General features: G+C 43.5%; 16 protein-coding genes. 13 read left to right on the plus strand and 3 right to left on the minus strand.

Translation table 11 applies throughout. The features are described from left to right. Positions 1 to 137 precede the first annotated feature (137 nt). Together ISR87_13280 and ISR87_13285 are read left to right on the plus strand one after the other, a co-directional pair. Positions 138 to 1,193: a hypothetical protein gene (locus ISR87_13280; GenBank protein ID MBL7026414.1), complete on the plus strand. Its 1,056-nt coding sequence runs from the start codon at positions 138 to 140 to the stop codon at positions 1,191 to 1,193. 62 nt (positions 1,194 to 1,255) lie between these two features. Next, positions 1,256 to 1,774, plus strand: a complete 519-nt coding sequence (locus ISR87_13285; protein ID MBL7026415.1) for an NUDIX domain-containing protein — start codon at positions 1,256 to 1,258, stop codon at positions 1,772 to 1,774. Between the two features lie 161 nt (positions 1,775 to 1,935). On the opposite strand, the gene ISR87_13290 is transcribed toward ISR87_13285, so the two are convergent. After that, positions 1,936 to 2,157 carry a hypothetical protein gene (locus ISR87_13290; GenBank protein ID MBL7026416.1) on the minus strand — a complete coding sequence of 74 codons (222 nt, stop codon included), beginning with the start codon at positions 2,155 to 2,157 and terminating at the stop codon, positions 1,936 to 1,938. 153 nt (positions 2,158 to 2,310) lie between these two features. Here ISR87_13290 and ISR87_13295 point away from each other — a divergent pair, with 153 nt between their 5' ends. Continuing rightward, the gene (locus ISR87_13295) at positions 2,311 to 5,406 is read left to right on the plus strand and encodes a T9SS type A sorting domain-containing protein (GenBank protein MBL7026417.1); all 3,096 of its coding nucleotides are present in this window, start codon (positions 2,311 to 2,313) and stop codon (positions 5,404 to 5,406) included. A gap of 262 nt (positions 5,407 to 5,668) precedes the next feature. Further along, a complete protein-coding gene (locus ISR87_13300) occupies positions 5,669 to 6,442 on the plus strand; it encodes a C-GCAxxG-C-C family protein (protein ID MBL7026418.1) in 774 nt (257 codons plus the stop codon). Between the two features lie 74 nt (positions 6,443 to 6,516). On the opposite strand, the gene ISR87_13305 is transcribed toward ISR87_13300, so the two are convergent. Both ISR87_13305 and ISR87_13310 read right to left on the minus strand, forming a co-directional pair. Next, complete coding sequence (locus tag ISR87_13305) at positions 6,517 to 6,972, minus strand: hypothetical protein (GenBank protein ID MBL7026419.1); 456 nt, start codon at positions 6,970 to 6,972, stop codon at positions 6,517 to 6,519. Then, positions 6,962 to 7,183: a helix-turn-helix transcriptional regulator gene (locus ISR87_13310; protein MBL7026420.1), complete on the minus strand. Its 222-nt coding sequence runs from the start codon at positions 7,181 to 7,183 to the stop codon at positions 6,962 to 6,964. Before ISR87_13310 ends, ISR87_13305 begins: the two co-directional genes overlap by 11 nt. Positions 7,184 to 7,553: 370 nt before the next feature. Between ISR87_13310 and ISR87_13315 the strand changes: the two genes are divergently transcribed. From ISR87_13315 to ISR87_13355, 9 genes are all read left to right on the plus strand, one after another. After that, positions 7,554 to 8,216, plus strand: a complete 663-nt coding sequence (locus ISR87_13315) for a hypothetical protein (GenBank protein ID MBL7026421.1) — start codon at positions 7,554 to 7,556, stop codon at positions 8,214 to 8,216. Between the two features lie 50 nt (positions 8,217 to 8,266). Beyond that, the gene (locus ISR87_13320) at positions 8,267 to 8,743 is read left to right on the plus strand and encodes a hypothetical protein (protein ID MBL7026422.1); all 477 of its coding nucleotides are present in this window, start codon (positions 8,267 to 8,269) and stop codon (positions 8,741 to 8,743) included. A 139-nt stretch (positions 8,744 to 8,882) separates the two neighbouring features. Further along, the gene (locus tag ISR87_13325) at positions 8,883 to 9,695 is read left to right on the plus strand and encodes a hypothetical protein (GenBank protein ID MBL7026423.1); all 813 of its coding nucleotides are present in this window, start codon (positions 8,883 to 8,885) and stop codon (positions 9,693 to 9,695) included. A 186-nt stretch (positions 9,696 to 9,881) separates the two neighbouring features. Continuing rightward, the gene (locus tag ISR87_13330) at positions 9,882 to 10,481 is read left to right on the plus strand and encodes an OmpA family protein (protein MBL7026424.1); all 600 of its coding nucleotides are present in this window, start codon (positions 9,882 to 9,884) and stop codon (positions 10,479 to 10,481) included. A gap of 338 nt (positions 10,482 to 10,819) precedes the next feature. Next, on the plus strand, positions 10,820 to 12,448 hold the full coding sequence (locus tag ISR87_13335; GenBank protein ID MBL7026425.1) for a hypothetical protein: 1,629 nt from the start codon (positions 10,820 to 10,822) through the stop codon (positions 12,446 to 12,448). Between the two features lie 18 nt (positions 12,449 to 12,466). Then, entirely contained in the window at positions 12,467 to 13,759 is a 1,293-nt protein-coding gene (locus ISR87_13340; protein ID MBL7026426.1) for a hypothetical protein, read from the plus strand. 3 nt (positions 13,760 to 13,762) lie between these two features. Continuing rightward, entirely contained in the window at positions 13,763 to 15,157 is a 1,395-nt protein-coding gene (locus tag ISR87_13345; GenBank protein ID MBL7026427.1) for an LPP20 family lipoprotein, read from the plus strand. Between the two features lie 163 nt (positions 15,158 to 15,320). Then, positions 15,321 to 18,437: a PAS domain S-box protein gene (locus ISR87_13350; GenBank protein MBL7026428.1), complete on the plus strand. Its 3,117-nt coding sequence runs from the start codon at positions 15,321 to 15,323 to the stop codon at positions 18,435 to 18,437. A 420-nt stretch (positions 18,438 to 18,857) separates the two neighbouring features. Continuing rightward, positions 18,858 to 22,910 (plus strand): response regulator, encoded by a 4,053-nt coding sequence (locus ISR87_13355; protein MBL7026429.1) that lies wholly within the window; start codon positions 18,858 to 18,860, stop codon positions 22,908 to 22,910. Positions 22,911 to 23,156 lie beyond the last annotated feature (246 nt).

Raw genomic sequence — 23,156 nt, forward strand, 5'->3', positions numbered from 1 at the left:
GTTGGAACTGGTTTTCTCATCGATAATTTCAGTTGGGATGCCGCCTTTTATTTTTGGATTTTAGGAGCTCTTATGGCAGCCGGTATGATGATATTCGTCTGGAAACATGAACTTAAGCGAGCAAAGGACTTAGTTAATTGAGAAAAGTAAGCATACTGATTAGTGTATTCTGTTTGAGCCTGGGTCTGGTGGAGACACTCGTCGCCCAGCCCGCCTTCCAGTTTACGATTCAATCCTGGGCTACATATACAACGTATGATAAATATGAATTAAACTCGGACTCATCAGCTCTTGTATTGGATGAATCAACCACTCAGCTTGGGAACGGTATCCGCAGGGCGCGTCTTCGTGGCAAAATGACCAAAGGTCAAGTCTCTGCATTTGTCCAATATGATGCGGTTTTATCCTATGTGTTGGATGCCCAAATTGACTATAAATTTTCAGATAATTTGACGGTACGGATGGGTCGTTTTGTGGGTGCTGGTAGTCAAGCTGGTGGCAATACGTCGCATACAGCTATTGATTTTGCTGAACGTTCAATTGTTGGGAGAAACTGGGCATCAGCCGTTGGGCGTTCAGATTATCGGACATTCGGAATGGCTATTAGTGGAAAAATTAATCGTTTCAACTATCAAGTCATGGCCCAAAATGGTGATAATTCTCTAAACCTCCTTCCATATGGTACTAAATCCAGTAACTCTGATGAAGATACTGGCCCTATACCGCAGTTGGATTTTGCCATTTCAACAAAGTTGAGCAATGGCATCAATGTTGGTTTACACTATGGATTGCCCAATGAAGACCGTATTAACGTATCGTCTGCCACTGGATTTTTCTATTTCAAACCATCGGATTATACAAAAGGCAAATTTAGATCTAAGTTTGATTTTGCCAGGGTTGTGAATCATAATAATGCTCAAGATGATATTTCCCTGGGGTGGGGATTGGGTGGTTTTTATATGCTTTCAAAGAAAATTGAGTTGGGTGCAGGTTATCAGAGCTGGGATAAAAATGTTGATGTAGATAAAGATGGATTTGGGAATATCCTTCTGGCAGCCACCTATTCACCCGATCCAGATCACTGGAAGGACTCACTTTTTAAACTGGTGGCCACATTCAAAACCGCTGAAGCAGACAATGAGCCCCTTGATCCAATGATCATACACGTGGTCTGGCAAGTATACATGCATTAAGCTCGAGACACATCATTGAATGCCAGCTCGTCAGTGTTCAATAGATATTAAAGGTCAACGTGATGAAACTTTTAAAGAGAAAAAATATTTACAAGGGTTATTGCTTTGACCTTTTTGAGGATCAGGTGATTTGGGTGAATGGACATGAGGTCCAGCGCGCATTGATACAACATCCTGGTATAAGTGTGATGTTACCTGTCCTGGATTCGGATCGACTCGTTCTTGTGAATCAATATCGCTATGGTGCTCAGACTTATCTATGGGAGATTCCAGCAGGTACCATCAATGTGGGGGAAGACCCTCTTCACTGTGCCCAACGTGAGTTGGAAGAAGAAATAGGGTATAAAGCCCTTAAGTGGAACCCGATCGCTGCATGTTATTCGTCACCCCATTACAGCTCTGAAATGATCCATGCCTTCGTTGCAGAAAATTTAGTAAAAACCGAGAAGAATCTGGATGATGATGAAGTCATCGAGGTTCGCGTGTTCACCAGGGATGAAGTCAAAGAAATGATTCGATCAGGTCAAATAATAGACGCAAAAACCCTGATAACTCTTTTTTTATATTTTAATAATTTCTGATGTTTTTGATGTGCCAGCCTTTTGGACTAGTAGGTATTAAGAATCCTGCCAGAGCTGGTTGGGCATTTGCGTGACTTTCTAATAGATACTTTGTACCAAACTCAGAATCCTTTTATCATCACAAAACCCCTGACCTCAAATTCAGGGGCTTTCTTAAGTGGTCACTTTTCAGCCACAGAACCCCGCGCAATGAGCAGGGCCTTTCTCGCAACTCCCTGCTTGCCAGGTCGAAGTTCAAAGAACGTAGACAAATTCGATACTCGGTATTCGATATTCAAAGCGTGCACGCCAGACCAGTCCTCGCCAGGTAGCCATGAGTGATCGAAGTGTTCTCCAGGGTCACTGGTCTTTTTACTGCCTCTATTAAGTAGTACAGAAATCATACAGTCCTTGATTAACAGGTTCAGAGGGCTACCTTTATGTCACTTATGTAAGCCTGGTGGGGGCGTCAGCATGCTGAACTGTAGCGGCGTTTGGTATCATGTTTGATTAGATATAGTATTAATTATACTAATAAATGTGGGGAGAATAATGACATGACAAAACGAATCAGTAGTATCATCGTACTTTTTATTTTTGCACTCACAGGTCAAGGTGAGACATGGGAATTCGGAGGTGCTTTTCCTGATGATAGTGGCTGGCCTCAAAGCTATGGCCACGGAATAGCCGTTGATGGAGAAGGAAAAATTTGGTACACCAGTTACTACGACTCTGATTCAATGGCTGTAGAATTTGGTCCTGATAGCATACGTCCTTGTCGTGCCATATACGTTTTTAATCCAGATGGCAGCCAGGCTCCCTTTTCCCCCATCAAAACCATCACCGTCGATGGTGTCATTGATACACTTTGGCAATCCAATAGAGGGCTAAGAACTGACCCCAATGGCAATATTGTGGCAGGCTCATGGAGCGTCTACTACCGCATCAATCATTTGACTGGTGAGGGAATGGACAAACTGGTGCCCTACCCTGATAATGAAAATCCTGAGGATCCCTGGACAGGTCAAAGTTTAACGGCGCCTGATTTTGATCAAGATGGAAATATGTTCACGGTTCCCGTTATCGCCTCAATTGGTGCGATTAAGGCATACGATGAGGACTGGGAACTTATTGATGAGGTTGTACCTGCAGAAATGTTACAAGGATATTGCAGAACCATTTCCGTATCTCCCGACGGTGGTGCAGTATATTTTTATAATTTCGTAAGTGATGATGGTATCATGCGCTATAACAGCAGTGACGGAAGTGTATATGGTGATTTTACATCCAGCATTGACACACTGTTCCCCGGGCTGCAAGTTGAAGCTACAGGCTGGGACCCCAGCGGTAGACTCTGGGTCGGAAATTCTGCTGGCCCTGGTTACATGAATTGTGCTTTCTATGCCATTGATCCATCGACTGACACTGTGGTAGATAGCATTATTATGCCTGATTCTCTGGTTGATCTTGGCCTCAAGCCTCGGGGAATTGACTTTGGCTTTGATGGTCAGACAGCCTATATTACTTTTTTCAATAGCTGGGAAAGTGCCGCCATGTATGTTTACCACAATGGCTCAGCTAACACGGTAAAATTCAGTGTAAATATGTCTATTCAAGAAGCCCTGGGTCGCTTTCAGCCAGCGTTGGATCAAATTGGTGTTAGCAGTACCTTTAATGGCGGGGACGTAGATACATCAATTCAAATGCATGAAACTGGAACCAGTGGGATTTATACTGCGACTATCGATTTCTCAGCTTTTGAAGCAGAAAGCGTTCATGAGTATAAATTTGTCATCACAAAACCGAATCAGCAAATATGGGAATCACGTGGTGCTCGCATGTTTGTATATAATGGGACTGGCATGATACGCCCCACAGTATGGTTTAACGATATCCAGGATCTTCAACAGGACGACCCCTGGTCAATCGATATAAATGTATCGGGTGGTAGTTTAAATGACCTTAATAACATTTTTGGAACCCAGATCCAGGCTACGGTCGGATATGATGTGGATGTAGATCTTCCTGAACCACCTACACCGCCTGCTGACTACCTGCAACTCTATTTCCCTCACCCTGAATGGGGGGTCCCTATTGGTCCTAACTTCACAACGGATTTCAGGGATGCTGTTGAATTGGTGAATAACATTATTTCCTGGGATTTTGAGGTCACAACAGACATGCAGCAAACCAGCATTGAGCTCGATTTTTCCAATTCTCTTGGTGTTCCAATGGTTTTAACCTTTGTACTTGAGGATATAAGCAATGGCATCATCCACGATCTGACCGAGACACTGTATTATGAATATAACTCTGAATCTGGAGGGGTTAATCAATTCAGGGTGAGTATCGGAGAATCTCTAGCAGATCAACTCAATCGACCATTTGAGCCAGGCTGGCATCTGTTCAGCACACCGCTTGTGACGGCAGAAACATCAACTGACGGCCTTTTAGGTCCTTTCGCAAATCAACCCTATTATGTGTATGAATATGAGCCGGGTGTAGGGTATGCCGCGGCACCTGAAATTCTCCAGGGCGAAGGGTATTGGCTGGCGACCATGGATAGCATGCGGGTTCAAATAAGTGGAGTGGCAGACACCACTTCGTTTTCACGTCCCCTTGATCTGGGTTGGAATTTAATTGGTAATCCATTTTCTTATGCCAAGCCCGTGGCGACCATCAGGATTGAACACGCCGGTGAAATATTGGATTTTGACACAGCAGCAGCAAATGGATGGATCTCCAATACCCTCTATGGTTATGATGGAATTGGATATTTTACAGAAAATAGTCTCAGGCCATGGGGTGGCTATTGGATATCCGCATTGGTTGAAGGTTTGATTTTTCACTTAGATTTTTTTGAGGACACTGCTCTGCGGCAAGTTCTGGCAGATGAACGTAGTGAGGAAGAATGGTATCTCTCCATTTTTGCCCAGCAAAATGGCAATGCAGATATGATCAGCCAGCTTGGAGTACATCCAGAAGCATCAGGTGGATTTGATGCCCAATTCGATTTCCCTGAACCTCCACCATCACCATCGCCATCATATGTTTCAACATATTTCGTGCACTCCAATTGGAATGAGGTCTTGGGATCTCATTACAATCGAGATATTCGAAGTCCGGTTTATATGGATGGTCAGGAAAGCTGGCAGTTAAGTCTCCACGCAGCTCCTGGCGAAGTTGAGTTGAGTTGGGCCTATGACTCTGAGGAGATTCCCGATGAAACCCATTTTTTCCTGATTGATATTGCTCATGGCGTTACCATCAATATGAATGATCAAGCCAATTATCTCTTTGAACATACAGGGGGTGAGTCAATTTTTCTCATTGGTGCTTTTCGTTATGTTGGCGTAGATGGTCTTGCTTTACCCGAGGAATACACCCTGAATCAAAACTATCCCAATCCCTTTAATCCCATCACGACCATTAGCTATGGTTTGCCGGAAAGGGCTGAGGTTTCAATGGAGATATATAATATGAGGGGGCAACTAATTGCCACACTGGTAAATGAACACCAGGAAGCTGGATTGTACCAACAAATCTGGAATGGACTTGATGGTTCGGGCCAACCAGTTTCTACAGGTCTCTATTTGACAAGATTGCATTCAGGACCATACACCAGGGTGATCAAGATGATTTATCTGAAATAAAACGATCAATCAACGGAAAACTCAAAGCCCCTGACTTAGATCGGGGGTTTTTCATAGCTTTATGATGGACCCGTCTAATACTCAGGTACTGAAGCTTCTAATAGTTACATGACAAATAAATATTGTCCTATATTCCCTGCCAACCATTCTTGCTGATAATAGGTAATAGGAAAATATGTCAAGACCAAAAGAATTACAAAAAGCACTAAAGACCACAAGGTCCTTTCTTTCCAAAGGTGGCTGAGCGGAAGCCCTGATCCACGTGCTGGGTCGTGCCTTCAACAATGCCATGGATCTGGAAGAACAGGCAACCCTGCCCTTTGTAGGGGGCATCAAACAATATGGCTATCAATGTGGTCAAGTTTGGGGAGCTGCCCTGGCAGCTGGAGCCAGAGTCCATCAACAAATCGGTGATGGAGAAGAGGCTCAAACTCGTACCCTCATGGCGGCAGAGAAGCTGGTAGAGGTTTTTCGCGACAAAAGCGGAGAGGTCAATTGCCACGAGATCACCAGCATAGACAAGGACTCCACCAGTATGGATATGGTGAAATATTTCCTGCTCAAGGGTGGGAGTATCGGCTGCTTTAGAATGGCCAGCCATTTCGCTCCCCTGGCCTTTGATGCCATTGAGGAGAGCCTGGCTACAGAAGTTGTAAATACACCTTCGTCACCCGCGTCTTGCACAGCCCTTCTGGCAAAACAGACCGGTGCCTCTGAGAAGCATCAAACCATGTCAGCTGGACTGGCTGGGGGGATAGGCCTGTCTGGAGAAGCCTGCGGGGCTCTGGGTACAACAGTCTGGATCAAGGCCATGCAGTTGAAACGCGACAATCCCGAGCTTGATCTGTGGAAGGACGAAAACTTCGGAGCCTGGTTTGAAGCCACTGTTGAGACTTTCCTGGCTGCTTCAGATTATGAATTCGAGTGCGCCGATATCGTAGGCAGAAAATTCGAAAACATCGCTGATCACAGTGAATATCTGCAGCAGGGTGGCTGTTCCAGGATCATTGAAGCCTTATCAGCTACAGTTAAGTAATCCCCACTGCTCTCGCAGGATGTATGGTTTTTTGATTTAAGAACACCGAAACATTAAATATTAAATCGTAAATCTTACTCCTCCATTGCATCGTCGGCCAATTTATCCAACCTCCGGTTACCAGCCCAGGCACTTAGCCCATAAATCACAAGAAGAATAGCAGAAACACCCCCGACCCGGCCAAGATAAGGCCAGTACTCATTCCACGTATCAAAACGTCTCATTGCCAGTCCCAATAATGACCCCAGGAGCAATATGGCTCCATAAATGCCACCAACTACTGACAGTTTGAATTTTGGAATGGTTATTCCGCCTTTTACAAATAGGATGACCAGAAATACAATGGCATTAAAAGTGACAATTATGGCAATATCTTCAAAATCCCGATAATTTTGGTTTAAGAAAATTTGCCGGTAGAGCATGTCGAATACCAGGACTTGCAGTGTAAGAAAATACATTTTACTGGCAACGCCTTGAATGACGTTTCTTCCTCTTTCATCAATGTTTTGCGTCTTTTTGTTACGATTCATTATATGGCTCCTCCCAAAAAAGATCATCCAAGGTTTTGCCCAATGCTTTTGCGATAGAGACGCACAAATTAAGACTGGGGTTATAAAATCCATTTTCGATGAGACCAATGGTCTGCCGTGTCGCCTGTACCGCATCTGCCAGATCCTGCTGCGTCCAGCCCAGTGCGGCTCGAGCAGAGCGGATTTTTAGATTTACTGATTTTGTTTCCACAATGACACTCCTTTAATCTGAGGCCAAATGTAAGACAAACTCACCATAATGCAATATATATAATGCATTATGCAAATATCATATTACATCATTATATTGAATTTGCTTTAACCATAGCTATATGCCTCTGCCACAGTGCCGGGTGGAGCGAAGTTGGGTGGGCTCACAAACAAAGGCTCTGCTCTTGGCGGGTTGTGTGTTTGTGTTGAACGCACTGAACCTTAACCCGAAAGTTCGCAACCAATGCCCCTTGTGAAAGAATGCTGGTAGCGATAGATTGGTTACATCATAAATCTATCTTCACACTTTTGTTCCAATCCGCTGTGTGGTAAGCTATGTCGACATTAAAACATTCTACAAGGGGTGGGTCATGAAAAAGCATATGCATCGTCGTATTAGCTTTGTTCTACAAATCATATTATTACTGGGACTTTTTGGTTCGGTTTGGCGTCAAAACTGGGCTACTGCCATAATTACTGCTGCTATTATCCTGCTAACGCTCGCCCCATTAATCTTACGGAGACGATTAGTCGTCTTTATCCCCCCGGAATTTGAACTCATGGCTATTGCCTTCGTCTTTGCTGCCTTATTTCTGGGTGAAATACATGGCTACTATACGCGTTATTGGTGGTGGGATATTGCTCTACATACTTCTTCAGGTGGACTACTGGGAATAATCGGCTTTCTTCTGGTTCACATTCTCAATGAAGAGGAAAAAATCGACATTCACATGAGACCCGGATTCGTGGCCTTTTTTGCATTCCTTTTTGCTGTCGGGCTTGGGGCTATCTGGGAAATCTTTGAATTCAGCATGGACCAGTTTTTTGGTTTTGACATGCAAAAAGAAATGCTCAATGATCCGTCGGGGTTAACGGACACCATGTGGGATCTTATCGTCGATACCCTGGGGGCGTTTGTCATCTCCCTGTTGGGTTATGGCTATTTGAAGAAGGCTGGGAACACGTCCTTTTTAGAAAGGTGGATCGATAATTTCGTTGAGTCAAATCCCAAAATGTTCTCGAAAACAAAATAGCATACGTTTTCATTTAATCAGATATTTCACTCATTTGAAAGGGTCGCATCATGATTAATACTTTTGAAATCACATCAGCAGATGGTTTGGCACACGGCTTGTTAATACTTGTTCTGTGCCTCTTCCTGGGGCTTTTGGTTGTTTTTCTAAAAGTATATATTCAATCAGCCAACCAATCAGTTTCACTCTCCCAAAGTGATCTAACATTAAAAGTCCCCATCTTCGGGCGGGTCATCCCCATCTCAGATCTCATGGTCTCGCAAGCACGCTTAGCAGATCTATCTGTTGACCAGGAATTGAAAGCCAAGCGACGTACCGCCGGAATAGGTCTACCGGGATTTAAGGTGGGTTGGTATAAATTATTTTCAGGAGAAAAGGCTTTGTTGGCAGTTGTTAACTCTGACCACGCCGTATACATCCCCACCACAAAGGGGTATTCTTTGCTCATCAGCTTGAAAAATCCACAAGATTTTTTATCTTCCTTACGGGACTTTACCTCAGTCAGTTTAGACGCCCCAGAGGAGTAGATCAGGAGCTAAAAATAGGGGTGTCTGATTTAATTACGTGTTTGATGAACGCTGATCATATTGGGGATCATATCCAGCTTAAACTGTGATGTAAGTTTCAAATGAATAATCCTGATTGAAACCAAGCAAGGGGGAAACCATGCAAATTCTTCAATCCGTGTTTTCGATGGCGATTTATTTCATAATATTGATAGTTGTCATCGATATAATGCGCAAACACTATCGCTTTGCCAACATCTTCTGGATTGCCTCACTTTTAACTTTTCCGCTGTGGCTAATGAATGTGGAAGGCTGGTTTCGCTGGGTAAAGATCCTGAGCGTCATTCTGCCAACAATATTTGTAGGCTTTGCTCGCATAGCGAACTATGAAAAGAAGGCAGGTTTGTGGAGTGGGTTGCGCAAGGATTGGATTTATTGGTTTCTCTACTCAATCCTGTTTTTGAATATATTTGAGGCAACGGTAAAGGATGTAACACTAGGTAATTATTGGAATGCCTTGTGTGGGTTTATTCTCTGTGCAACCATCCCATACGCACCAAAATACTGGACCATCTCAAAGGATCATCCCGGTGATCTGATCGCCTACACAACACCAGCATGGAATCTCCTCTACACTTCCTGGAACGCTTGTTTTGTCTATGCTGAGAGTCCCGTCTATTTCGCCAGCTCCTTGTGTATTCTACTCGCTGCTGAGTTGTATCCTGTGATCCGGAAACGGCCCGAATTATATATTATGGCTCGGATTTATACCCTCGCTTTTCACCTGATTCTCCGGGCCAGCTTTGATATCTTTCCAAAGGTTATGGATTCATCTTCCTGGAGTAATCCCGAGGTCTTACACAATTGGGGTATTGTGAACGTGATGCTTCATGTGCCATTTCTGTTCTGGTTTACCTGGCAACTGCATACAGGCAAGTTCGCTAATAGGCTGCCAGTCTCAATTTCCACCTGAGGAGGAAAATTTACACCTCTGGGACTGTAATTATGGATAGTCTGATTGGCCCTATCAACTCATGCATTACTGATAGAACCTTGGTCCAGGATAATATCTTTAGACAAGGCACCAGATTTTATTGAATAAGATATCTAATGTCGAAAAGATGTTGTATATTGATATAATATAAGGAGGGGTAACCCCATGAAAATTAAACATATCCTGTTGGTAATGATTTCGGTGAGCGTTTTGCTATCGTGCTCGGCCAATAAGGAAATGAGTGCCAAAAATGAAGCTCAAAAAGCCCAGATTACCAAGCTGCAGGATGAGGTTAAACAACTGAAAGCTGCCAGCAGTAAAAAGGATGTTGAGTTAGACCAGCTTATGTCCAAGCTTGACGATATTCAGAATGTTCAGATCAAAAACAACAGAGTTGTGTTAACCAACTCAATTCTTTTTTCATCTGGAAGTGCCAAAATTTCTGAATCCGGACGCAAGATCCTGGATGATATCTGGAATATTCTTGTTACCGTACCCACCAGGGAGATTTTGATTGAAGGTCATACCGACAATGTCCCCATCAGTAAAAAAGATATTGGTACTTACAAGACAAACTGGGAGCTGTCAGCCGTAAGATCGCTGGCGATTATTCATTACGTAAGCCAACACAAAGGAGCCAATCCGGCTCGTTTGGGGGCTGTTGGATACGGTGAGTTTCGTCCAGTTGCTGATAATGACACAGAAGAGAATCGCATGCTCAATCGGCGTGTGGAAATCGTCATCGGTCGCCAGCTTACCAAATAAGATGTTCTGCTTGTGAACCAGAAGGATTCAAACCCTTCTGGTTCACGGTTATTTCTGTACAATGAAAATGGGCGACCAGCCTCGCTTCATCCGCTGCCGCGAAATACCCTCTATCCCCCTGCTGCGGGGTGTCCGAATGATATTTTTTAGACACAGGATCCCTGAGAAGTAATTGTATTCATTGAGCTACTGGCTAAATTGATAAAAAGTCAATAAGTGGCGTGCAATTTTGGTGGCATTCAATAATCAGAAACAGGTTTTTCCAAAAAATGCTAGCCACAGCACCAGGGTAATCTGGCTACCACCACTAGTTGATAGGACAAGAGAGGAAATCATTGATGAGAAAAGGTTTTCAAATCGCATGCTTATTGTTATTCACATGGGGAATAATATCAGCTCAGCAGACTGACTACACGCGTAAAAGTATTACGTTTCTGGATGCCATCATCCTGGCCAACCCTGATGCTCGGGATATGAGCCTGCGTCAGATCGACTATACCCGGGGAGTCACCAAGCAAGCCGTTCAGTTGGCTAGATTTGATTACAATCCCATACCTGCTGGCAGTGGTCTCCTATCAAAATTCACCAGGAAAGTCAATAATCGATCTACCATGAGCATGGATGCCATTGCTGAAACCTTGAATATGACGTTTGTGGCGGAGATCATCGCCATCATCGATGAGAATGCAGAAAAACGGGCCAGCGAACTTGTAGATGAAGCCGCTCGTATGTCTTTCGTCGCCACCAAGGCCAAGGATCTGGGGATTAGTGCTGAAAACTTGGAAAAGGTCTTCAATTCAGGATATATATATCTCCCATTCATAAATGGCTTCTCAGAAAACCTGGAAGCCAAGAAAGAGGATAAGGTTGTAGAATATACTTCCACGGTGACCATCTCTGGCGGAATCCTGTGGTTCAAAATAGATTACATTGATGGACATGCCCACGTACGACCCCTGCTACAAAAGGAAACCAGTAGTACTGGATTTTCAAATAGGCACAATGCCAAAGAGGCAGAGTGGCTTGCATTTAAAGCAGCAGCAGACAATTATGCCAACAATCTGGAAGTTGCCACCAAGGATATAGAGGATTTCAAGCTAAAAACCCAGGTGTTGGAGGTCAACGGCGCGAAGATTGGGTTCAATATGGGTCGCAAAGAGGGGTTGCATATTGATGACCGCTTTATCCTTGGCGAGACCATCCAAAATGCCGATGGTGAACTCACTTTCAAAAAGGACGGCTTTGCGCGAGTTAGTTCAATTGGTGATAACCTTGTAAACCCTGGCGCCATGAGCTACGCTTACGGCGTACTGGTTGGAGAGTGGGCGCCTGGAATGTCCTTGATTGAATACCCAACTTTGAGTCTGGATCTATATTTCATGGTTGGCCAGATCCCGCTTTCATCGGATGAAACCTATTACACATTGGAATCCGCCATTGCCATAGGGGGGGAAATCACATATAACTTGAGCAGAATCATCGAAAAATCTCATTGGTATCTGACCGCTGGTGGTACACTTGGCTCAGCTGAGCTTACTGATAGTTATGATAGCTATCTAGGGGGCACTGCTTCCGTCAATTTTGCTGTTATGAAACGGGTTCAACTGAAGCGTTTTGATGCATATGCAAAGGCTGGTATAGCGTATTTTGCCACAACCATCAATGAGGAAGTCAGCGATGATCTAACAAAAGTTTATGACAATGAAGCGCTGGGTGTGGTGCTGGGAGGCGGGCTGAACATGACCTTAAGCATTGACCTGGCCCTTGGCCTACGCTACTCCTATTACATGGGTAGTTCTGATGTGTGGACCGTAACAGACAACGACGATAACAGTTACGACGACTGGCAAATGAATACCAGCTATACCGGGGGAGCTATCATGCTGCAGCTGATCTATACACCCAAAGCTCTGGGATTTAATCCCATGGCTTTACTTGGAAATCTAACAGGTTTGACTCCAACATAGGATTAGAGGAGAAATATAATGTTAAAATCATTCAACCATTTATTGTTGGGCTTGCTGTTTTTGAGCTCCTTACTCATGGCACAGGACAGCAACCTGCCCAATGCACAGGAAGCTCGCTTTGTAGAAAGCTCCGGCCCCTCGGAAGTAGTCATTGTGGCTACCGGTCTGGCGACCTTCACACCCAAGCACTTCTGGAACAAACCGGATCAAAATGAGCTCACAGAAGGTGCAAAATTGGACGCCCGCAGGTCGGCTGTACACTTCATTTTACTGGGTGGATCAGATCCCATGCTCACAACCGCGGAAGAAATATCCAAGTTCAAAGGGGTTCAGGAATCCTTCTTTTCTACAAAAAATGTCCAGAAATTTATCGCCTGGGAATCCGATCGCTTCGAAGAGCGGGTGAAGCTGAATGAAGGAAATTCCCTCCGTATCAAACGGGTCATGCGCCTCAACACTCGGTTGATTCGGGAATCCCTGGTAGATCTGGGAGTGCTGGTGGCAAAAGCTGATCTGGCTACATCACTGGGATTACCCAATATCATGGTGCTTCCAGACGCTCCCAAAGGGAAAAACCCCCTTGATCTCATGCGGAATGATGCGACCCTGAAAAAGGGTGCAGAAGTAATCGAAAGCTATTTGACTGCCCGTCGTTATGATGTGTTGGCACCTGATCAGGCCTCTGGTGTGAACGATCTGGTCTCTGCTTCACAATCTCTTAAGGATGTGTCAGAGGATGCCTCCTACATGCTGGCTCTCAGCGTCGGAGCCGATGTATATATCACCTACAACATTACAACTGAATCACGGAAAGTTGGCTCTACAACGGTCAAAAAAGCTGCCGTGGGAGTGCGCGCTTACGAAACCACAACAGCGCGACTATTGGGAACGGAGACCGGTTACTCCGTTGAACGTCCCAGCATGGATGCAGTGGTTATTGAAGAGGGCATCAACGATGCCATCGAAAAAGTCCTGGCACGTATCAATGCCTATTGGAAAGAAGATCTTAATCGGGGGGTCCAGTACAAAGTCATCATTTCTATCGCCACAGATTATGATCTGGATGATGCTGAAAATACCCTGTTTAGTCTGACTGATGCTTTGGCTAAAATGTCAAAAAGTACCAAAGAAGTTCTGCTAACGGACTATACCTTGGATTATCTGATCTGGGTGGATCCGGCAACCTATCAAAAATCCAGCGATATCTACAGAGATATTAAAAAGACAATGGATCGCATCCTTCCCGATGGAAAGCTGCAACGTGTCACCATGAACCGTAAACTGGTTGTTCTGAAAATTACCAGGGAGTAAGCCATGTCTCGAAAATTCACACAGGTTGTTTTATTGATGTTCCTGGCAAATCTCCTCTGGAGCTGTGCTGGAGCAGGTGGTGCGTCCCAATCATCCAAAAGCAAGAAAATACCAGCCTGGGCACGGAACGCTGAACACCCTCAATATCCAAAGGCGCTGTACTGGACCGGTATCGGTTCTGCCACCGATCTCACAGAAGCTGCTGATGAAGCACGGGCCGAAGTGGCAGCTCAGATCAAGGTTCGGATCAAGTCTGTGACAACCTCCACAGAATCAGAGCTTTTAGAGAGCGATAGAGAGTTCTATCAGTCTGCCTTCGAATCCAGTGTGCAGGCCCTGGTTGATGCCTCGGTCCAGGGAATTGAAATCATCGAATCCAAACAGGTCGGTAATGACTTCTATGCCTTTGCGGTTCTCAGTAAATTCACCTATCTGGGAGGACTTGAACGCGAATTACAGGATTACTCAGATCAGCTATCTACCCTGTACACAGATGCAGAAGGGATGCTTGATAAAGGGGATATCTTCCCCGCCATTGGCAATCTGGTTGATGCCCTGGAACTCGCTCCCCAGGTCTATCCCCGGCAGAATTTTTATAACGCGCTGGCTGATGTAAATTTCAATTTGCCCCAGCATCTCCAGGGAGCAGCTCTGATCTCTCAGATTCGCTCAGTACTCAGCGATGTAAATCTTACCCTGGTCAGCGGCGGGAACCAGACAGCCAAACCGGGCCAGCGTTTACCTGAACCTGTCATCGTCAAATGCATGATATCCAGGACCAACGGATCTGTCCCCATTGCCAACATGCCCATAAAGGCAGCCTATGAATCGGGTGAGGTAACAGCCAAGACCAGTACGGATGAACGAGGGTTGGCAACAATTAAGACCAGCGCCATCCCTGGTGAACGGCCAGATGCAGGGTCGCTGAGGATTGCTCTAAATATCGGTCGCATGCCTGAGATCATGGGTCCCGAATTGAGGAAACTTGAATTGGTCGTTAATTACCGGATAGCTGGTGAGGTGGCTGCCTTTGCCGTCATTGTCAAAACGGCTGATGGTAAACGAATCTCGCGCGTGGAGGACTATCTGGAGAAAACAGTTCTGGCTGCTGGTTTCAGAATCGATCCGACCTCAAAATTGGTGATTGAGGGCCAGATATTGCCAACTGATATCAGGGAAATTGAGCTTGGTGGTGTCCCCACCTATCAGGCGGAAGTCAGCTTGCGTCTGGCAGTTGTAGACAAGTCAACCGGTTCGAAAAAGGGCAGTATAGAGGTCAGCAAAAAGATGGTTCATAAGAACAAAAATACTGCTTCTGAAAAAGCCCGAGATCAGGTGGGCAGTATGGTAAAACGTCGTGCTCTGGCGCAGATGTTGGCAGACGCTCTGACAAAATAGCTTAAGCCTTTGACCTCAGTAGCTCCAAAGATATAGCCAGGAATAAACTGCAGGGTTGGAGAGGGGAGCAATCCAATTGCTCTCATTGAGCATGTGTTAGTTCCTTTAGATTTTCATGATACATTATTAGCTAAACCATATATGGGTGTATCTGGAAACTGGCATGAAAAACAAAAATGTAAGCTCTGATCTGCTAAAAATTATTCTCGTCCTGACTGGCGTAGAATATTCCATCATGCTGCTACTATCCAACATGCGACAATGGGAATACATCTGGACGAGTGTCGTCCTGGATGCCAGTATGCTGACTATGATTTCAACTACAGCTCTTTATTTCTGGCTTATCAAACCAACCATGAAACGCCTGGTAGCAACGTTAGATGAATCAAGAAAGTCTCAGAAAACTACGTTAGTTCAACTCTCCATTGTTGTACTGAAAATTGGACTGATCATCTTTCTCGTTGAAGTGGTTATCATGCTACTCCTGATTGCTATGGTTGATTATTCATCAAGATATGGAAGTATTATTGACGCCCTCACTGTGAGCATGATATCCACTCCTTTAATTTACATATGGGTAATCAAACCACTTTATTCCCACTCCGAGGAGTTTCTGGAGTACAATACCAAATCTAAACTCCAACAAATAGTGAAACGGTTTATTCTCCTCTTTTTACCCTCATTCCTGATTTTTGTCATTGCAGTTATCGCCACGCAACGCTTGAACATGAATGCGAAGATTGAGAATGTAATAGATGCTGAGAGACTAAATATTACCAAGCAAAAAGACATCATTGTAAACAATCTTACCGACATATTTTCCGATCTGATCTTTCTGGCTAATCAGCAGGATTTAACCAGGATTCAGGATTCCATAAGCATGACGGGGCGTCGCTTTCTGGGCATAGACTTTAAAGTATTTTTGGAAAGCAAACTTGTTTATGATCAAATCCGCTATATCAATCCCCAGGGAAGGGAAATGGTACGAGCCAACTTTAACAGAGGTGCGCCCTATGTTGTACCCAGCGACCAACTGCAGTCAAAAAAGCACAGATACTATTTCAGGGAAATTGAGGGGTGGCAAAAAGATGAAGTGTTCATATCACCTCTAGATTTAAATGTTGAATATGGTGAAATCGAAATCCCGCGCAAGCCAGTCATTCGCTTTGGAACCCCTGTAGTGAATGCATCAGGCCAGAATCGCGGGGTTTTAATACTCAGCTATCTGGGAAATACATTGATTAATAAATTGACGGCGTCTTCCTCAAAAAGGAAAAGTGAATTTATGCTACTCAATTCAGAGGGATATTGGTTGATCGGACCGAATCCAGAAGATGAGTGGACCTTCATGTATGATCATAAGATGAATCATAGCTTTAAAAACTTGCACCCCCAAGCCTGGGAAAAAATAAGCCGATCAAAATCAGGGCACTTTCTCAATGATGGGGGTATGTATACCTATGAAACATTCCATCCCAATGAACTTCTTGATTTGACCGATAAGGGCTCAACAGATTGGTCCTTGAGTTTTCTCACGCATATCAATTCTGATGATCTTTCCTGGAAAATTGTCTCCCACATCAGCCCGGAAATTCTTCAAGGATTATCACGAAATGCGTTTCAACAATTGCAGCTATTCTATGTCTTGATTTTCTTGTTCCTCGTCACAGGATCCTGGACGCTGGCTTATGTTTTGACTACTCGTAAAATGTCTCAGGAAGCACTGGTGGCCAGTGAGAATAATTATCGCAAAATTATTGATGAATCCATCAGTACCATCTTCACCACCAATGCTGTGGGTCAGCTAACCTATGTCAATCCCTCGGCCAAGGGTCTCACGGGATTCTCAGCCGAAGAATTGTTTGACAAAACATTTACAGAACTTATCCGGGAAGATTGGCAGGCTAAGGTTCAACAATTTTATTATCAACAGTTCAAGGAGCGCAAACTTGAAACCGCTTTGGAATTCCCCATCATCACCAAATCAGGGGAAGAGAAATGGGTGGAACAACTGGCTTCTCTGTTGATAGATGATGAAAAAAGAGCCATTGGATTTCAAAGTATCGTGTATGATGTATCAGAAAGAAAAAAAGTTGAGAAGGAATTATTTATGGCCAAACAGCTGGCCGAAGAAGCCAGCCAACTGAAAAGTGAATTTCTGGCGAATATGAGCCATGAATTGCGAACCCCATTAAATTCTGTTATTGGATTTTCCAATGTTCTCTTGAAAAAGAATGAAAAGATTCTTGATGAGAAGGATAAAAACTATCTACATCGTATTCTGGCCAATGGGAAACACTTATTAGAGCTCATCAACAGCGTCCTGGATCTTTCGAAAATTGAAGCAGGGCGAATTGAATTGGAAGTTGTTGACATCTCTCTCAATAATTTGATCACAGATATCATCACCCAGCTTGAAGGCCAGGTGCAGGATAAGGAATTCAAATTGATATCCAACCTCCCCAAGGATATCGCCACCATTCAGGCAGATCCGGGGAAGCTTAAGCAAGTCATATTAAATCTGCTTAGCAATGCCATTAAATTTACCAGTGAAGGGTCAGTCACCATTAGCGTTCAAACGGATGAGGGTACCAAACGTCCCACGCGGATCAGCGTTCTCGATACGGGTATTGGTATTCCAGAGGATCGTTTGGAATCCGTCTTTGAAGAATTCCAGCAGGTAGATTCCAGCACGGCGCGTAAATATGGGGGAACTGGTCTGGGGTTGGCCATCAGCAAATCATTGTGTGAGCTCATGGGCTATGAGCTTAAGGTTGAAAGCCAGGTTGGGGTAGGTAGTGAGTTTACTATCATGTTGAATGAGCCAGAGTTAGGACCTGGTCCAACTCAGGCCTGGAAAGAAAAACGGAAGTCAAGCAGATCCCGAAAATCCGGTCCCACCCCTGGAACCTTAAATGAGAAACGCGTACTGGTTATTGATGATAATCGAGATTCGCGCATACTGATTGAAACGACCCTGAAGGAAGAGGGTTGTCACGTCATTCAGGCTGAACAAGGTTTCAAAGGATTTGATTTAGCGCTACAAGAACAACCTGATTTAATCATATTAGACCTGAAAATGAAAGAAACCCCAGGCCAGGAAGTTCTGGCACGCTTGAAAGCCAATCCTGATACCAAAAATATTCCAGTGATTATCGTCAGTATTGTTGCTTTTGAAAACAAGGCGACTCTGGTGGAAGCCACTGATTTTGTGCAAAAACCAATCAACCGTGAAGCACTGGTGTGGGCGGTTTCGCGTCACATCAACCCAAGGCAATAATAGCTGTAAGTAGACCAATTCCGAAATTGGCAAGTAGAGCTATTTCAACAGTATGAACCCATTAAATGGGAATTCTCGAAGTATAAAACAAGAGGAATTTATACCTCGCATTACTCATGCAAAACCATACTGCGCACGGATGATGTTAAAAATTATTTGAGATATTGTTTTCGTTTGTTCACCACATTAAGTCTCGACAAGATTATGATTCATTCTTGGCTGGGGTAAACCAGCAACAGTTCACGATCCACATAAAGGCACAATAAAAATTACGAGAAGTGGTCTATTCTCAATAATATTATAAATTTGATGACGCTTGATCCGTGGTACATTATACCATCAAGGCAGGTTAATTAGTTAAGGTGGCGGGGCAGAAATATTGGCAGTCGTTAAGAAGCATTAATCAATTAAAGTGGGGAAATGAATAGGAAAATAAAAATACTACTGCTTCTAATGCTCGTGTCAATGAGTACAAATCTGCTATTTTCACAAAGTCGAAGCATCAGATTACAAAGCATCACAGTGAATGATGGTCTATCTCAATCATTTGTTAATACGATCTGCCAGGATAACCGTGGGTATATGTGGTTCGGTACCACAGACGGTTTAAACAGATACGACGGTTATCATATAGAAGTCTATAAATTTGATCCCGACGACCGTAATTCTATTTCAGATAATTTTGTTCGATGCATCATTGAAGATCATAAGCAGCGTTTATGGATTGGTACTGATGCAGGTGGTTTAAACCTCTACGACATAAATCAGGATCGATTTACACAAATTTCATTGGAACAGACGAATAATTATCCTTCTCAAAATGAGCAAATCTGGGATTTAGATATTGATGCAAGCAATACCTTATGGATCGCGTCAAGTGTAGGCATATATACGATTGCTCTTGATGCCAAAGATATTATTGCCAAAAGATTCTCAGAGGCTAGGAATATGGTGCGGTGTATCGTTTCTTCTGACGATGGATCAGGTTGGTATGGCGCTGAAACTGAAGGGCTCTATAGTTTCACCAATAAAGAACAATCAAAAGACTTCAAGATCAGGGAATTTCAAGAATCTACCATTTTTGACCTAATTCAAGAGGGAAAAGAAACACTCTGGATCGGGACCAGCGCAGGTCTATTGAAATATGATATCGCTGCAGGTGATATCAGACCGATAAAACTTCCATTAACTGGAGATGTTGAGGAAATAACTTCGCTGGCTATAGGTCCCCAGAAAAAACTCTGGATAGGCACCTCTGCTCATGGTCTTATTTCCCTGGATACAAAAACAGAAGAGGCGTCAGTATTCACCCATATACCGGAAGATCCCAATAGCCTAAGGGAAGCCGGAATAAAAAAAATATTCTTTGACAAAAACGATTTGCTATGGATCTCAACTCGTGGAGAAGGCATACAATTTTTTGATCCACAAACCCCTTTTCGTTATTATGGACATGATGCAAGAAGAGCGAATGGAATAAGCCACCCCAGTATCAGAGCAATACTCACAGATGATGACGGTCTTTGGATAGGGGGCTATGAAGGACTTGATTTCTTTTCAAAAGACAACAAATCCCATATTCATTATGGGGCCAATCCTCAAGGTTTGAGCAATAATAATGTGTATGCCCTCCATAAGAATGGAAGCAATAAATTATGGATAGGGACTGAGGGGGGAGGTTTATTCAGGCTGGACAAAAACACGGGAGTCATAGACATAATTCGAGCAGACATGGCACCTCACTCAGCGTCAAATTTTATCTTTGAAATATTCCTTTCACAAGATTCATCGCTGTATTTGGGAACTGGAGCAGGTCTTTATGCTATTGATCCAGAGGATGACTACACAAATGCGCCTACAAAAATCACACTGAGAACAGATCGTCTTGAAGCCCTTGTTGCAGAAAAAATTATTGCCATAAATCAGGACAAAGATAAAAATTTATATATAGGGACTGAGTCATCAGGTTTATTTGTTATAAATAAATTTCACGATCCCATAGCCCACTATGTACATGATCGAAACAATCGGGCATCAATATCCAGCAATCGAATTAAAGTAATCCATTTTGATAGGGATAAATCGCTCTGGATTGGAACCGGTGGTGGGGGATTGGAAAATTGGGTCCCAGAGACAGCATCCTTTAAACACTTCGATGAAAATGATGGTCTTTCTGATAATACCGTCTATGGTATCCTTGAAGATGATTTCGGGTCACTCTGGGTAAGTACTAATAAAGGTATCTCGGTTTTTGATAAACAAGAGCGTGTGGTAAGAAACTTTGGTATTGAATCTGGATTGCAGAGTTTGGAATACAATACTGGGGCGTTTCATAAAAGCAAAGTGGGTGAGTTGTTTTTTGGTGGTATTAACGGACTAAACGCTTTCTCTCCAGACGAGGTACTCTCTCAAGAAATTCCGCTAGAGCTTATAATAACTGATCTAAAAATCTCCAATCGCTCCGTTCAGGTCGGAACACAATTACTCCCCATCGAAATAAACAGTCTGAACAGCTTGACCCTTAGCCACAAAGACAGGTTAGTCTCACTGGACTTTTCTGGAATGAATTTTTTATCCCCCAAACAGACCAGATATCGATATATGATAAAGGAAATTGATGATAACTGGATATATGCCAGCCCTGGGGACAGAGGAGCTACTTTTACTCACCTCCCCGCGGGTAAGCATGTTTTGTCCATTCAGGCCGCATCTACACCTACGACCCCCTATGGAGAATCGCGAGAAATTGACATAATAGTAATACCTGCTCCCTGGCAGGCCTGGTGGGCAAAATTGATTTACATGATTAGTCTATTGATATTGCTTTGGGCGATTAGACGGAATGAATTAAAAAAGATGGCTTTGAGAAGGGAACTGGACTCTAAAAAGCAGGAAGCCCAAAAAATTTCAGAGCTCGATGAATTGAAATCGCGCATCATTTCCAATGTATCACAGGAATTAAGAACTCCTCTAACACTGTTGGAAAACCATATTGAGAATCTTTATTCTGCAACCAGCAGCTCAGGATCAGTCCATACAAAAACCAGGTTAAAAAAAGCTCAAAAGGATTTGTCAAAAATCACTACACTTAGTAATCAACTTGACGAACTCTCACGATTTGCATCTGGCACAATAAAACTAACAGCACGAGAGGAAGATCTCAGTGAGGTTCTCTCCGAATCATTGAGGGGAATTCGTGATTTAGGTGAAGAGAAAGGTATCTCTTTTACCCTAAAGGCAAGTGAAGAACCAATAATGCTTTACCTGGACAAACAAAAATTCCTGCAGATCATATATACGGTATTAAAAAATACATTAAGGATTAGTCCTCAGGGAAGTATTATTTGCTTGGAAGTGATTGATGCTACCCGCTTTAATGATCGTGGTATTGGTATGTTTACTTTTGTTCAAATAGACAATTGCGCAGAAAAAGTTCCAGAACAAAAACAAACACAAATGATGGATAGGATTACCCGGGTCGACGAGAGGGCTGGCAAATCACAAAGCGACCAAGAAATTGATATAGCTCTGGCGAGAGAATTGGTTGAATTGCATGGAGGCGCCATTTTAAGAGAGCAAGTATCTGAAGATGAAGTAGTCTTCCTGCTCTCTATCCCCATCGGTCGTTTCCACTTGGCACCGACTGAAATTGTGGTAGATGAGGTAGCTTCTAGAGGTGATATGAAGGCTCAGTCGTCTTCCATCCCCGACCCAACAAAACAAAAAATACTTGTCGTAGAGGATGATCTCGAGCTTAGCAGCTTTATCCATGATGTACTTCTAGACGATTATACAATCATTTTGGCGCAAGATGGGGAAGAGGGTTATGCTGCAGCACAGAAAAATCAGCCTGATTTGATAATCTCTGATATAGCCATGCCCCGCAGGAGTGGATTGGACTTGCTAAAAGATATTCGGCAAGATCCAGTCCTGACCAACACTCCCGTAGTCCTGCTTACTGCACTTGTATCTAAAGAAGATCGTATCAAGGGCTATGAAGCCACTGCCAACGATTATATAACAAAACCATTTAGTATGGATGAGCTGAAAATTCGCATCCGAAATATTCTACACTCGAGGAAACAACTGGTTGAGATTGCGAGTAAAGCCAAGGTCTCTGAGATTAGTAGGGACAGATCAATCTCCAAGGCAGATGATCAATTTTTTAATAAAGTCAAAGATACCGTTGAGAACAACCTGGGCAATACTGAGCTGAATGCTGAAATGATTGCCAAGGCTGTTTTTATGAGTAAAAGACAACTTGAACGCAAACTCAAACCAATGACGGGTTTGAGTCCTGGTGAATTTATCAGACAAGTCCGATTTATCCGAGCCCGACAGATTTTGCAGGAAGGCGAAGCAATCACCGTGGCTGAAGTTTCCTATGCTGTGGGTTTTAAGAATGTAAAATATTTTTCCCGGTTATTCAGAAATCAATTTGGGCACTCTCCCGCCGAACTTTTAAAAAACTAAACCGCGCACTCCAGTTTATACTCTTGACCCTTGCCCTATGGGATGTCACTTAAAGGCCACATTCACGGGCTAAAAATTACATATTAATTCATTCTATTTCACTACTCTAGTCGTCCCTGATAAACCACGTTTTACGCCACCTGGATTTTGGCTGTATCGCAGCAAGCGTCAATGTTTCTAATAACTTGCCATATTTGATCGATTTTGGTACGGATAAAATCAGGCGCAAAAAGGATGGCTCTAAGA

The sequence above is a fragment of the Candidatus Neomarinimicrobiota bacterium genome (assembly GCA_016784545.1).
Classification (GTDB): Bacteria; Fidelibacterota; UBA8477; order UBA8477; family JABMPR01; genus JABMPR01.